Origin of the sequence: Denitratisoma oestradiolicum (genome assembly GCF_902813185.1) — a bacterium.
Taxonomy (GTDB): domain Bacteria; phylum Pseudomonadota; class Gammaproteobacteria; order Burkholderiales; family Rhodocyclaceae; genus Denitratisoma; species Denitratisoma oestradiolicum.
On sequence record NZ_LR778301.1, the window covers coordinates 2992621 to 3004977 of the forward strand.

Consider the following 12357-nt stretch of genomic DNA (forward strand, 5'->3'; position numbering starts at 1 on the left):
GAACGCCCCCTACCCCCGTTCCACAGCCGGCTTTGCACAGCCAGCCGGCTTCGGCGGCGCGAAGCAGTGCTTCGCTCAACCCCGCTTATGCCCCCTCCCCGGGGCGGGGCTACTCATCGGCTCGCTACGCTCGACGGTTGCCCTCGATTCCGGCACAGTTTTTCATGCTAAATCTCCATGAACAGCCAACTGCTAAAAAACTATTTCACCGGTCTCCAGGAACGCATTGTTTCCACCCTGGAGGTTTTTGACGGCCAGAAATTCAGGCGCGATGCCTGGGGCCGGGGAACATCCTGCGTCATCGAGGAAGGTGAGTTCTTCGAGCGAGGCGGGGTTAACTTTTCCCATGTCACCGGCGACAAAATGCCCGCCTCCGCTACGGCCCACCGGCCGGAACTGGCGGGGCGAAAGTTCGAGGCCCTGGGCGTCTCCCTGGTGCTCCATCCGCGCAACCCCTATTGCCCCACCAGTCATGCCAACGTGCGCTGCTTCATCGCCACGGCGGAAGGAGAGGAACCCGTCTGGTGGTTCGGCGGCGGCATGGACCTGACGCCCTACTACGGCTTCGAGGAGGATGCGGTGCATTTTCACCGTATCTGCCGAGACGCCCTGGCCCCCTTCGGCGCCGATGTTCATCCCCGTTACAAGAAGTGGTGCGACGACTACTTCTTCCTCAAGCACCGCAATGAACCCCGGGGCATCGGCGGCGTGTTCTTCGACGATCTCAACGAGGGCAGCTTCGACCGCTGCTTTGGCCTCACCCGGGCCGTGGGCGATGCCTTCCTGCCCGCCTACCTGCCCATCCTGGAGCGCCGCCGGGAAATGACCTATGGGGAGCGGGAGCGGGACTTCCAGGCCTACCGGCGCGGACGCTACGTGGAGTTCAACCTGGTCTGGGACCGGGGCACCCTGTTCGGCCTGCAATCGGGCGGACGCACCGAATCCATCCTGATGTCCCTGCCTCCGCTGGTGAAGTGGCGCTACGACTGGCATCCGCAACCGGGCACGGAAGAGGCCCGGCTCTACACGGACTTCCTGCGGCCCCGGGACTGGGTCTAGGCGGGGCTACCCATCGGTGCTGCCACGGAGTGCCCCGTAATATCGAGCAGTGCGAGCCGTACTGAATCCCCCGGAGGGCGAAGGGGGGCGAACGTTTTCATGGCCATCGAAAAGCAGTTTTTCCGCCGGGCCGGCCTGACCGAAGGAAATCCCTGTGGGACAAGGAAAAACGGCACGCGACGCCAGCCGCAACCCCTCGGTGCCCCCACGGAGTGCCCCGTAATATCCGAGCGAAGCGAGCCGTATCGAACCCCCCGGAGGGGGGCGAAGGGGGGCGAGCCTAATTCATCTCCGCCGCCGCCCGGTAATGGCGGTTGGCTTCCTCGGACCGCTCCAGGTAGCCCAGCAGGCGTGCCAGCTCCACATGGGTTTCCCGCATGGGCTGAACCGAAAGGGAAGCCTCCAGGTAGCTCTGGGCCTTGCCCCAGAGTTGCTGGCGACGGCATAGCCGCCCCAGGGTAAGAAGCAGTCGCTCATCCCTGGGATGGGCCGGCAGCCACTTCTCGGCATGCGAGATGCGCCGCAGCACGTCGCCTCCCTCGCACTCGCCATAGGCGCTCACCAAAGCCGAGTCCCATTGTTCCTCCAGGGCATCCTCGATCAGCCGCGCCGCCTCGACGCAGTCGCCGATGGCGATCAGACGGCGGGCGCCTTCCAGGGCCAGGCGTGGTTCTCGCCGTTCCGTGTCGGGGATTCGGGCCAGGTATTGGACCAGACCATCCCGGTCGTCCCCCAGGGTGCGCAGATTTTCCCGATGGGCACGCAAGCGCAGCACTTCGGCCTGGGCGGGGGTCATGGCGTGATGTTTTTCCAGTTGCCGGATCAAGACCAGGGCTTCGCGCCAGTTACCCAGACCCTGCTGGGTCTTGAGTGAGAGGCGCAGGGCCGCGATGTGGCGCCCCTTTTCCCGGCCCAGGGTATCCAGGGCCTGCCGGGCCTGATCGAAATTCCGCGCCTCGATGGCGATCGTTGCATCCACCATCAAGCGGGCAGTGCGCAGTGCATCCCCCGGGCGGCTACCCACCCTTTCCCGCCATTGTTCGCTCCTGGCCAGGTCGCCCATGTTGTGGGCCGCCAGTTGGGCGATCAGGGCCGCCATGCCAGGCGACTGACCGGCTTCATAGGCGAGTTCGGCGCTCTTCAATGCATGGCCAAACCGTCCTTCCAGCAGCAGGCGCCAGGCATCCTGGATTGCTGCCGCACCCCGGACCCGCGCCCGGTTGGCGCGGAAGGCGGCCACCCGGGCCGGCAGGCCCAGCACCATGGTGGCCGCCCGCAACAGCAGGTACAGGGCGAGGAAACCCCCCAGAGCCAGCAGCAGCAACAGATTGAGAGAGAGTTCGACCCGCCAGGGGGGCAGCACGAACAGTGCATAGCCTTCGTTGTAGCGGGCCGCAAGGGAAAGGCCCACGGCCAGGAAGGCCAGGGCGATCAACCAGAGCAGGACACGCATCAGTGAGTCCCGTCGGTAGTTGCGCCGGTCGCGGCGGCCCGGGGCGCCGGCGAGATCTCCCGCTCACGGCGCAGCTTGAAGTTGCGCACGGTGTTGAGGGTCTCGTTGAGACTGGGCAGATCCTGGGCAATATCCACGACCCCCAGAGCCTTGACGGTGCCCAGAGCATGCTCCACTGGCCGGGCACGGGTATCAAAATACTGTTGCAGCCATTCCCGGCTTTGCCGCATGTCTTCCCGGAAGGAACGGGCATCCCGTGACAGCAGGGACAGGCGGGCATTGGCCAGGCGCAGCTTGAGGTTCTCCCGCAGGAAGAAGGTCTGACTGGGGGAGAGCAGGCCCGGGTCGCTGCGGCCCACCCGTTCGATGCGCACCAGTTGCCGCACCTCGGCCCAGAGATCGGCAACCAACTCCTGCCAGAAGGCGGGTTCAGCGACGCCGCTCTTTTTCTCGCTTCCCGGCGAACGGGGCCGGGGCCGCTGTTCGAACGCAAAAGGTAGGCTGTCCACCAGGGCGATCAGGTTTTCCAGCTTCATCGCGATGCCTGAAATATCGGCCACGGGCTGGGCCTTGAGTCGCTCCATATCCCGTGTAATGAGTTTGCGCAGGGCCAGCCACTGGGGCTGGCTGGCTCGGGCCAGACGAGCATCGGCCCCTTGCAGGGCGATCAGGGCGGCTTCCACGTTGCCTGCCAATTGCAATTGCTGGGCAGCAATGGTCAGGGTCTGTTCGACCTCGGCCAGGAGGCGCTCGTCCCGGCTGCGGGAGAGTTCCTGATACATGGTTTCCAGGGCCATTTGCTGGCTCTGGGTCTCGATCAACTGGGCCTCCAGCACGCTCACCTTGGCCTGGAGGGCTGCCACCATTTCCTGGTTCTGCCGGGTCAGGACACGACTTTCCTTGGCCACACTGTCCCCATCAGCCAGGCGCCGGGCCACTTCGGTTTGCAGACCGGAAAGCCGGGCGCGGGTCTCGACCCATTGCCAGCCCAGGAGGACCAGGGCAATGGTGGCGATCAGCACCGGCGGCCGGCGCAGTTGGGCCGTTAGGCGCGGGACCGGGCGATGGGTCAGGGCGGACATGCCTTCAGCGGGAGTATTCGGGTTCACGGGCGAAGTATTGCATGAGTCCATCAAGAAGGCCGTCGTCGCCGGGGCCGGTCAGAATCACTGACTTGAGGCCCAGTTGCCGGGCCTGTTCGGCGATACGGGCATGGGGTACGAAGGTGGGGGTCTTGCGCAACCAGGCCTGGCCCAGTTTGCCCACCATGTCGTGAAGATTGCGCAGACCCTCGCTGCTGGTCACGGTCATCGCGTCCAGGACGTCATCGGACCAGAGTTTCAGCAGGGGCGCCGGGTCCAGATCGGGCTTGCCGCGCTGGTAGCAACTGACATATTCGACCTGGGCGCCCCGGGCGATCAGGGTCTCCCCCAGCAATTCGCGGCCACCATTTCCCCGGAAGATGATTACCCGCTTGCCGGCCATGGCCTGGAGGGGAGGCAGTGCCAGCAGGGCCTCGGAGTCGAAGCGGCCCTCGGGGGCGATTACTTGGGTAATGCCGTAACGCGCCAATTCGCCCTCGCTGCTCTTGCCCACGGTGGCCGCCGTCAGGCCCTCGGGCCAGGAGCGTCTGGGCAGTATCACGGAAAGGGCGCCGTTCACCGCATTGGGGCTGACGAAGACGGCCAGATCGAATTGATCCAGAAGCCGAGCCACCTCCAGCAAGGGCCCCGGATCGGCCAGCGGCGCAATCGCCAGCACTGGAAACAGCACCGGATGTGCGCCCCGGGCCACCAGGGCCTCGGCCAGATGGGCGGCCTGGCCCGCCGGGCGGGTGACGACGATATGGCGACCGGCCAGTCCCTGTCGAGGCGTCGCACTACCACCACCGACCCGCTCCTGGAGAGGTGCCTCCGCAGTGGGCCGGGCCAGTAACATGGATCAGACCTTCCCGGGAACGCCAAACTGGGGTGCGTGATCCCCCAGGGCCGCCAGTATCTGCTCTGCCCCCTGTGCACGCAGTTCATCGGCCAGGGCCAGACCCAGGCTTTCCGGCTGATCCGTGTCTCCTTCCAGTTCGGCATGGGCCATGCGACTACCGTCGGGCAGGGCGACGAAGCCCCGCAGCCAGAGTCGCCCTGCCCGCAGTTCGGCATAGGCGCCCAGAGGCACTTCGCAACTGCCGGCCAGGGCACGGGACACGGCCCGCTCGGCGCGGACGCAGGCAGCAGTGGCCGAATCGTTCAAGTGAGCCAGCCAGGCCGCCACTTCCGACCTGCTGGACAGAGCCTCGATACCCAGGGCACCCTGCCCCGCGGCGGGCAGGGAGGCCTCGGCGGGCAGCACGGAGCGTATCCGGTCCTTGAGACCGAGCCGGGTCAGGCCCGCCGCCGCCAGGATGATGGCATCGTACTCGCCGGCATCCAGCTTGCGCAGGCGGGTATCCAGGTTGCCGCGCAGGCTGGTCACTGCCAGATAGGGATAACGGGCGTGGAGCTGGCTTTCCCGACGCAGGCTGGAGGTGCCCACCACGGCGCCTGGCGGCAGATCCTCCAGGGTGCCGTACTTGTTGGAGACGAAGGCATCCAGGGGCACCTCCCGGGGGCCGATGGCCACCAGGGAGAAGTCCCCGCCCATTTCCATGGGAACGTCCTTCATGGAATGGACGGCAATATCGGCGCTCCTGTCCAGCAGGGCGGTTTCCAGTTCCTTGACGAACAGGCCCTTGCCACCGACCTTGGCCAGGGGACGATCCAGGATCTGGTCGCCCCGGGTGGTCATGCCCAGCAACTCAACGGTACAGGAAGGATAGAGGCCCCGCAGCAGATCCCGCACATGTTCCGCCTGCCACAGGGCGAGGCGGGATTCACGGGTGGCGATGACAATGCGCTGGGGCGGTGCGATGGGGGCGGAGGGTTTCACGGATGGCCCTGAATGACGTCGAAAACCGCGCGAATTCTAGCATGGCCGGCTGCGCGGGCCGACCCAAGGCAAGGCAGTCACAACACGGAGCGGGCGCAGCCCGCGAACCATAGTCACCCCCTTCCTCGGGAAGGGGGCTGGGGGGATGGCACTCCAATTCCCCACGGGGTTCGCAAAGCGAACCCCCTTGGTCCTCAGCCTGCCCGGCCCGGTTCGGGCAGGACGATATTGACCTCCAGCACTTCGTAGTTGTCCTGCTTCTCCAGGGACACCTTGATGTCGTTGGGATTGACCCGGACATACTTGGAAATCACCTGGATCAGCTCCTGCTGCAACTGGGGCAGAAAGTCTGGAGCGGTGCTCTCGCCGGAGCGCTCCCGGGCGATGATCAGTTGCAGCCGCTCCTTGGCCATGCTGGCGGACTTCGGCTTGCTGCCAAACAGAAGATCGAGAAGCGACATGTCACTTGCCTCCGAACAGACGCTTGAACAGGCCCGGCTTTTCGTAATCCACGAAGCGCAGGGGCGTGTCCTCGCCCAGGAAGCGGCCCACGGTGTCCAGATAGGCGGTGGCCACGTCGGAATCCTTGATATGGATCGCCGGCGTGCCCTGGTTGGAAGCGTGGAGCACGCTTTCCGATTCGGGAATGACGCCCAGGATGGGCACCCGCAGGATTTCCTGGACGTCCTTGTAGGACAGCATCTCCCCATCCTCCACCCGCTTGGGGGAGTAGCGGGTGATCAGCAGATGTTCCTTCACTGGCTCGCCCCCGGCCTGGGCGCGGCGGGACTTGGCCTGGAGGATGCCCAGGATGCGGTCCGAGTCCCGTACCGAGGACACTTCAGGATTGGTCACCACGATGGCCTCGTCGGCGAAGGTCAGGGCCATCACCGCGCCCCGCTCGATGCCGGCGGGGCTGTCGCAGACGATGTACTCGAAGCCCATGTGCTCCAGATCCTTGAGCACCTTTTCCACACCATCCTCGGTCAGGGCGTCCTTGTCCCGCGTCTGGGAGGCAGGCAGGACGAAGAGGTTCTCGCAGTGCTTGTCCTTGATCAGGGCCTGGGTCAGGTTGGCCTCGCCATTGACCACATTGATCAGGTCATAGACCACGCGCCGCTCACAGCCCATGATCAGGTCCAGGTTGCGCAGGCCCACGTCGAAATCGATCACGGCGGTCTTGAAGCCGCGCATGGCCAGCCCCGAGGAAATGCTGGCACTGGTGGTGGTCTTGCCCACGCCTCCCTTGCCGGAGGTCACGACGATGATTCGGGTCACGGAAGACTCTCCCTCGAATGAAAATTTTCAAGTCACGGATTCTAGCGGGAGCGCCAGGGCCGCCTTGAGGGGAAAAAAGGGGGAATCCGGTGCCGAAAGCGAAAGTCGCCTTCGAACCGGCGGAAACTCAGCCCAGGGAAAGGGCCTCGATCAGCAGGGTCTGCTGCCCTTCTCCCTGGTTCAGGCGCACCTGCACGGGCTTTTTGGCCAGTTGGGGCGGGAGCCCCTGCTCGAAGGTGCGGTACATGCCGGCCACGGAAACCAGTTCCGCCTCGAAGCAGGTGCAGAACACTCGTGCCCCGGCATCGCCGCTGGCTCCGGCCAGGGCTCGCCCCCGCAGGGGGGCATAGACATGGATGCTGCCGTCGGCGATCACTTCCGCCCCGGTGGACACCATGGCCGTCAGGATCAGGTCGGTGCCCCGGGCGTAGAGCCGCTGGCCAGAACGCAGGGGCTTGTCCACCAGCATGGCGGTGGCCACCGGGGGGGGAGCCGGCGCCTTTTCCGCCGCCGGCTTGCGACTGGGTCGGGCCAGTTCGCCAGCCCCCAGGGTCACCAGGCCGACCGCGGCAGCCTGGGCGCCCAGGACTGCGCCGCCATTCACCACCGCCACCGGTTGCAGGCCATAGTCCCGCAACAGGGCCAGCAGGGCCGGCCAGTCGGCGCTGTCCCGGGTCGCCACGGCGGACAGATCCAGCACCGCCGCATCGCCGTCGAAAAAGCGCCGCTTGCCCCCCGGCATGGCCGTGATCGCCCCGTCCAGGATGGCAATATCCAAGGAATTGAGGACGACGGACACCACCGACAGGGAGGTGCCCTTGAATTCGATGGGCTTGGCGGACATGGCAGCAAATTTCAGGGGACTCGGGCGGCGGAGTCTAGCGGGCCAGCCGGTTTCGAGCAATGGTTCCCCATCAGGGCATGCCGCCCGCCATCACGGCCGGGCCATGGATCATTTCCGCTGTCGAACTGAAGTCCGGTCCCCGGCGCAGGGAATGGCCCCCATCCACGCCGATGCACTGGCCGGTGATCCATCTCGCCTCATCTCCCAGCAGGAAGCGGGCAAGATGGGCCACATCCTCGGGGCGACCCACGTCGGCCATCGGCGTGTTCTCCAGGTAGCTGCGATAAACCGCGCCATCCCGGGGGATGCCGTCCATGATTTCGGTGCTGATGAAGCCTGGGCGGATGGCATTGAAGCGCAGCTTGAAGCGACCGTACTCGTCGGCGGCATTGCGCATCATGGCTTCGATGCCGGCCTTGGCCACCGGATAGGGACCAAAATAAGGATGGGAGAGGATGCCGGCTACGGAAGACATGCCAACAAAGGAGCCCCCACCAGCAGCGATCATGGGGCCCACAGTATGCTTTACACATAGCATGGTACCCAACAGATTGAGTTGCAGCACCCGCAGAAACTCAACCGAATCCTGGGCATGGTAGGGCGCCGGCACGCCGCCGCCCCCGGCATTGGCGACACAGCCGTCCAGGCGCCCCGTAGCCTCCATGGCTACCGCCACGGCCCGTTGCACATCGGTCTCCACGGTGATGTCGGCGGAAACAGCGCGCACATCACCGCCCGAGCCGACATCGGCAAGAATCTTGCGGACTGCTTCCTCCAATCGAGCGGTGCTCCGGCCACAGATGGTGACGGCGGCGCCATCAGCCGCCAGGCGGGTGGCGCAAGCCAGGCCGATACCGCTACCGCCGCCGGTGACAAGATAGGCTCGCCCCGCGAGGGGAAGGGACGGATTGGCTGAAGTCATCGGATCACCTCGGAAGTTGAATGTTCGGTCATGCAAGTGGGAACATTATGAACCTGCGCGCCAACCAAGGCAGGTAGCCAGTCCCCTCGAAATAAGCACTAAAATGTTTTCCCTGCATCTGAACAGTCCGAGCCTGGCCGCCCCCCCTGGCTACGCCCCCTAGAGGCCTTCATGAAAATTGACCTGCGCAAGATTTATCGTTTCGACCCCGTCGCCCGGCAGACCGATGGGGGGCTGCCGAGGGGTGGCGACATCTATTACGAATGCACCGAGTGCAGACACATCGTCAGCTCGGTTTCCCATCTGCCGGCCCAGTGCGACTGCGGCAATCTTTCCGGCGGCGATGGGACGATCACGGTCAATACTCCGGACAAGGTAAACCCGCTGCGCGGGAAACTGCGTTGACCGCTGGCCTCAACGCGCCCCAACGGGAGGCCATTCACTACCTCGATGGTCCCCTGCTGGTGCTGGCCGGCGCCGGCAGCGGCAAGACGCGGGTGATCACCCAGAAGATCGCCTATCTGATCCAGGAGTGCGGCTATTCGCCGGCCAAAATCACCGCCATCACCTTCACCAACAAGGCCGCTCGGGAAATGAAGGAGCGAGCCGCCCAGTTGCTGGGCGATGGTGCAAGCGGCGGACTCACGGTATCCACCTTCCATGCCCTGGGTGTGCGCATCCTGCGCCAGGAAGCCAAGGCCCTGGGCCTGAAGCCGGGATTCTCCATCCTGGATGCCTCCGACGTGGGAGGCCTGTTCCAGGAGCTGATGAAAAATGCCGACAAGGACCGGCTGCGGGCGGTGCAGAACCGCATCTCCCTATGGAAGAACGGGCTGCTGGGCCCCGAGGAAGCCGCGGCCCAGGCCGGCAACCCCATGGAACAGCAAGCGGCCCAGGTCTATGGCGAATACGAGCGCACCCTGCGGGCCTATCAAGCGGTGGATTTCGACGACTTGATCCGTCTGCCGGTGAATCTGTTCGAGACCAACGAGGAAGCCCTGGCCCGCTGGCAGAGCCGCATCTGGCATCTGCTGGTGGATGAGTACCAGGACACCAATCGCTGCCAGTACCGGCTGATGAAGCTACTGGCCGGCCCCCGGGCCTCCTTCACCGCCGTGGGCGACGACGACCAGTCCATCTATGCCTGGCGCGGCGCCGACATCGGCAACATCCACCTGCTGCGGGAGGACTATCCCCGCCTCAAGGTGATCAAGCTGGAGCAGAACTACCGCTCCACCACCCGCATCCTCAGCGCCGCCAACGCGGTGATCGCCCACAACCCCAAGGTCTTCGACAAGAAGCTCTGGTCCGACCATGGCCACGGTGACCCGATCCATATCCAGTTCTGCCGGGATGGCGAGCACGAGGCGGAATGGGTGGCGGCCCGACTCACCGCCCACCGATTCCAGCACCGGGGCAAGTGGTCGGACTACGCCATTCTCTATCGCGGCAACCACCAGGCCCGCGCCCTGGAGCAGCAACTGCGCAACCAGAAGGTGCCCTACGCCCTTTCCGGCGGCCAGTCCTTCTTCGAGCGGGCCGAGATCAAGGACATCACCAGTTATCTGCGCCTCCTGGCCAACCAGGACGACGACCCGGCCTTCATCCGCGCCATCACCACCCCAAAGCGGGGCATCGGTGGCGCCACCCTGGAGGCCCTGGGCCGCATCGGCGGCCAGCGCCATGTGAGTCTCTTCGACGCGTCCCTGGCCCCCGGGGTCGAGCAACAACTGAATGCCCGGCAACTTGAAGCGGTGCGCACCTTCTGCCAGTTCATCAGGCGCATGGAGGCCCGGGCTGTGAAGGAACCCGCCAGCCAGATCCTCGAAGACCTGTTGCGGGCCATCGACTACGAAGCCAGTCTGTTCGAAACCCTGGAACCCCGGGAAGCCGAGAGCAAGTGGTCCAACGTGCGGGACTTCGTCGAGTGGCTGGGCAGACGGGGCGCGGAGGACAACAAGAACCTGCTGGAACTGGCCCAGACCATCGCCCTGATCAGCATGCTGGACAAGAACGACCAGGACGCCGATGCGGTGCAACTGGCCACCCTGCATGCCGCCAAGGGCCTGGAGTTCCGCCATGTATTCCTGGTGGGGGTGGAAGAAGGCATACTGCCCCACCGGGACTCCCTGGAACCGGAGAAGCTCCAGGAGGAACGACGCCTGATGTACGTGGGCATCACCCGGGCACGCATGAGCCTGCACCTGAGCCATTGCCGACGGCGCAAGACCGGCAGGGAATGGCGGGACTGCGAACCCTCCCGCTTCATCGACGAGATGGGCAGCGACCTGCGGCGCAGCGGCGGCGACGAAAGCCCCCCCGACGCGGAGGAAAAACAGGCGGGCCGGGACCGGCTGGCCCGCTTCAAGGCCCTACTCGCCCAGTCCTGAAACGGCAGGCCGGACACGAAGCAAAGGAGAGGGAAATGACTGCAAACGTACTACGCACTCCCGACGAGCGATTCCAGAACCTGCCAGAGTTTTCCTTCCCGCCCCACTACCAGCAAGTACAGGACGACAGCCTGGGGTCGCTACGCATGCACTATCTGGACGAGGGCCCCCGGGACGCGCCTGTGGTGCTGATGCTCCATGGCGAGCCCACCTGGTGCTACCTCTACCGCAAGCTGATCCCGCCCCTGGTGGCCGCCGGCTATCGAGCCGTGGCACCGGACCACATCGGCTTCGGCCGTTCCGACAAATTGGCGGCTCGTTCCGACTACAGCTATCAGCGTCATGTGGAATGGCTCGGGCAACTGCTGACCGCCCTGGACCTGAGACGCATCACCCTGGTCTGTCAGGATTGGGGTGGCCCCATCGGCCTGCGGATCTTGAGCGAAATGCCCCAGCGCTTCGATGCCGTGCTGGCCACCAACACCCTGCTGCCCAACTGTGAGCCACCTCCCAGAGGAGTGGCCGACTGGCCTGGAACGATCGTGAGGGACTGGGTACACCTGACCCGGAACCTGACCGACCTGCCGATAGGCGAGACCGTCTCCAGCGTCGCGGTGTGGCCCCTGTCCAGCGAAGTGCGCCGGGCCTATGACGCTCCCTTTCCCGACCCTTCCTACAAAGCGGCGGCCCTGGAATTCCCGGCCTTGATTCCGATTCATCCCCACCTGCCGGGGGTGGCGGAAAACCGCCGGGCCTGGGAGTTTCTGGAGCGTTTCGAAAAACCGTTCCTCACCGCCTTCAGCGATGCCGATCCTTCCACCAAGGCCTGGGAAAAGGTGTTCCGGGAGCGGGTGCCCGGTGCGAAAAAGCAGGCCCACGTTGAGATCGCCCATGCCGGCCATTTCGTTCAGGAGGAACAGGGCGAAGTCCTGGCCGAAGCATTGCTGGGGCTGCTGAACCGTCTTTACCGCTAAAGCCTGATCGGGGCCGACCGGCCGGCCCGGAATTGCCGGACTTACTTGGGTTCCTTCAGACTACCGCCGGACTTGTTGGCCATGTAGACGATGGCGCTGGCCAGTTCCTTATCGGTGGCGTCGGCCGCGCCGCCCTTGGGAGGCATGGCATTCAGGCCATTGGTAGCCGACTTAAGCAGGCCATCCAGACCTTTGGCGATGCGGGGGGCCCAAGCACCGTTGTCACCCACCTTGGGCGCATTCAGGACGCCAGTACCATGACAAGCATTGCAGGCCGCCTGGAACAACTGCTCGCCGCTACGGCCACCGGCCCCGCCACCGGTCGCCCCCGCCAGATGAAGCCTGGCCACGGGCTGGATGCGGGCCAGGGTACCCTCGTCATCAGCCGGAGGCTTGCCGCCCATGGCGAAGGCAGCAGCGGAAACTGACAGGGCACTCAAAAGGACAAACGTGCGCGGATAAGCGTGGGACATGGACGGAACCTCGAAACGGGAAGCGATGGAAGGGTTCGATTA

13 protein-coding genes are annotated in these 12357 nt (G+C 65.0%); 4 read left to right on the forward strand and 9 right to left on the reverse strand.

Translation table 11 applies throughout. From position 1 onward, the window contains the following. Nucleotides 1–177 precede the first annotated feature (177 nt). On the forward strand, nucleotides 178–1059 hold the full coding sequence (gene hemF, locus DENOEST_RS13510; protein WP_145771027.1) for an oxygen-dependent coproporphyrinogen oxidase: 882 nt from the start codon (nucleotides 178–180) through the stop codon (nucleotides 1057–1059). Nucleotides 1060–1339: 280 nt separating this feature from the next. Here hemF and DENOEST_RS13515 read toward each other — a convergent pair whose 3' ends face one another. The 8 genes from DENOEST_RS13515 to DENOEST_RS13550 form a co-directional block, all read right to left on the reverse strand. After that, entirely contained in the window at nucleotides 1340–2512 is a 1173-nt protein-coding gene (locus DENOEST_RS13515) for a heme biosynthesis HemY N-terminal domain-containing protein (RefSeq protein ID WP_145771026.1), read from the reverse strand. Further along, nucleotides 2512–3594 (reverse strand): uroporphyrinogen-III C-methyltransferase, encoded by a 1083-nt coding sequence (locus tag DENOEST_RS13520; protein ID WP_170228221.1) that lies wholly within the window; start codon nucleotides 3592–3594, stop codon nucleotides 2512–2514. Before DENOEST_RS13520 ends, DENOEST_RS13515 begins: the two co-directional genes overlap by 1 nt. Before the next feature lie 4 nt (nucleotides 3595–3598). Further along, nucleotides 3599–4450 carry a uroporphyrinogen-III synthase gene (locus tag DENOEST_RS13525; protein WP_145771024.1) on the reverse strand — a complete coding sequence of 284 codons (852 nt, stop codon included), beginning with the start codon at nucleotides 4448–4450 and terminating at the stop codon, nucleotides 3599–3601. A 3-nt stretch (nucleotides 4451–4453) separates the two neighbouring features. Further along, on the reverse strand, nucleotides 4454–5434 hold the full coding sequence (gene hemC / locus DENOEST_RS13530) for a hydroxymethylbilane synthase (RefSeq protein ID WP_183148260.1): 981 nt from the start codon (nucleotides 5432–5434) through the stop codon (nucleotides 4454–4456). Between the two features lie 194 nt (nucleotides 5435–5628). After that, nucleotides 5629–5895: a cell division topological specificity factor MinE gene (gene minE / locus DENOEST_RS13535; RefSeq protein WP_145771023.1), complete on the reverse strand. Its 267-nt coding sequence runs from the start codon at nucleotides 5893–5895 to the stop codon at nucleotides 5629–5631. 1 nt (nucleotide 5896) lies between these two features. Beyond that, nucleotides 5897–6712, reverse strand: a complete 816-nt coding sequence (gene minD / locus DENOEST_RS13540) for a septum site-determining protein MinD (RefSeq protein ID WP_145771022.1) — start codon at nucleotides 6710–6712, stop codon at nucleotides 5897–5899. Between the two features lie 127 nt (nucleotides 6713–6839). Next, the gene (minC, locus tag DENOEST_RS13545; protein ID WP_145771021.1) at nucleotides 6840–7556 is read right to left on the reverse strand and encodes a septum site-determining protein MinC; all 717 of its coding nucleotides are present in this window, start codon (nucleotides 7554–7556) and stop codon (nucleotides 6840–6842) included. A 70-nt stretch (nucleotides 7557–7626) separates the two neighbouring features. Next, complete coding sequence (locus DENOEST_RS13550) at nucleotides 7627–8478, reverse strand: SDR family oxidoreductase (RefSeq protein WP_145771020.1); 852 nt, start codon at nucleotides 8476–8478, stop codon at nucleotides 7627–7629. A gap of 171 nt (nucleotides 8479–8649) precedes the next feature. Here DENOEST_RS13550 and DENOEST_RS13555 point away from each other — a divergent pair, with 171 nt between their 5' ends. The 3 genes from DENOEST_RS13555 to DENOEST_RS13565 are packed head-to-tail and all read left to right on the forward strand — an operon-like array spanning nucleotide 8650 to nucleotide 11842. Then, nucleotides 8650–8883 (forward strand): hypothetical protein, encoded by a 234-nt coding sequence (locus DENOEST_RS13555; RefSeq protein ID WP_145771019.1) that lies wholly within the window; start codon nucleotides 8650–8652, stop codon nucleotides 8881–8883. Continuing rightward, nucleotides 8880–10868 (forward strand): UvrD-helicase domain-containing protein, encoded by a 1989-nt coding sequence (locus DENOEST_RS13560; protein WP_145771018.1) that lies wholly within the window; start codon nucleotides 8880–8882, stop codon nucleotides 10866–10868. Before DENOEST_RS13555 ends, DENOEST_RS13560 begins: the two co-directional genes overlap by 4 nt. Nucleotides 10869–10903: 35 nt before the next feature. Next, nucleotides 10904–11842, forward strand: coding sequence for a haloalkane dehalogenase (locus DENOEST_RS13565; RefSeq protein WP_145771017.1), 939 nt, complete (start codon nucleotides 10904–10906; stop codon nucleotides 11840–11842). Nucleotides 11843–11883: 41 nt separating this feature from the next. On the opposite strand, the gene DENOEST_RS13570 is transcribed toward DENOEST_RS13565, so the two are convergent. Continuing rightward, nucleotides 11884–12315, reverse strand: coding sequence for a c-type cytochrome (locus tag DENOEST_RS13570; protein ID WP_145771016.1), 432 nt, complete (start codon nucleotides 12313–12315; stop codon nucleotides 11884–11886). Nucleotides 12316–12357: the final 42 nt, after the last annotated feature.

Coding starts and splice junctions, on each gene's coding strand:
- DENOEST_RS13570 (WP_145771016.1), bottom strand. CDS start 12,315: ATGTCCCACGCTTATCCGCGCACGTTTGTCCTTTTGAGTGCCCTGTCA.
- DENOEST_RS13565 (WP_145771017.1), top strand. CDS start 10,904: ATGACTGCAAACGTACTACGCACTCCCGACGAGCGATTCCAGAACCTG.
- DENOEST_RS13515 (WP_145771026.1), bottom strand. CDS start 2,512: ATGCGTGTCCTGCTCTGGTTGATCGCCCTGGCCTTCCTGGCCGTGGGC.
- DENOEST_RS13550 (WP_145771020.1), bottom strand. CDS start 8,478: ATGACTTCAGCCAATCCGTCCCTTCCCCTCGCGGGGCGAGCCTATCTT.
- DENOEST_RS13525 (WP_145771024.1), bottom strand. CDS start 4,450: ATGTTACTGGCCCGGCCCACTGCGGAGGCACCTCTCCAGGAGCGGGTC.
- DENOEST_RS13520 (WP_170228221.1), bottom strand. CDS start 3,594: ATGTCCGCCCTGACCCATCGCCCGGTCCCGCGCCTAACGGCCCAACTG.
- minE (WP_145771023.1), bottom strand. CDS start 5,895: ATGTCGCTTCTCGATCTTCTGTTTGGCAGCAAGCCGAAGTCCGCCAGC.
- hemF (WP_145771027.1), top strand. CDS start 178: ATGAACAGCCAACTGCTAAAAAACTATTTCACCGGTCTCCAGGAACGC.
- minC (WP_145771021.1), bottom strand. CDS start 7,556: ATGTCCGCCAAGCCCATCGAATTCAAGGGCACCTCCCTGTCGGTGGTG.
- DENOEST_RS13555 (WP_145771019.1), top strand. CDS start 8,650: ATGAAAATTGACCTGCGCAAGATTTATCGTTTCGACCCCGTCGCCCGG.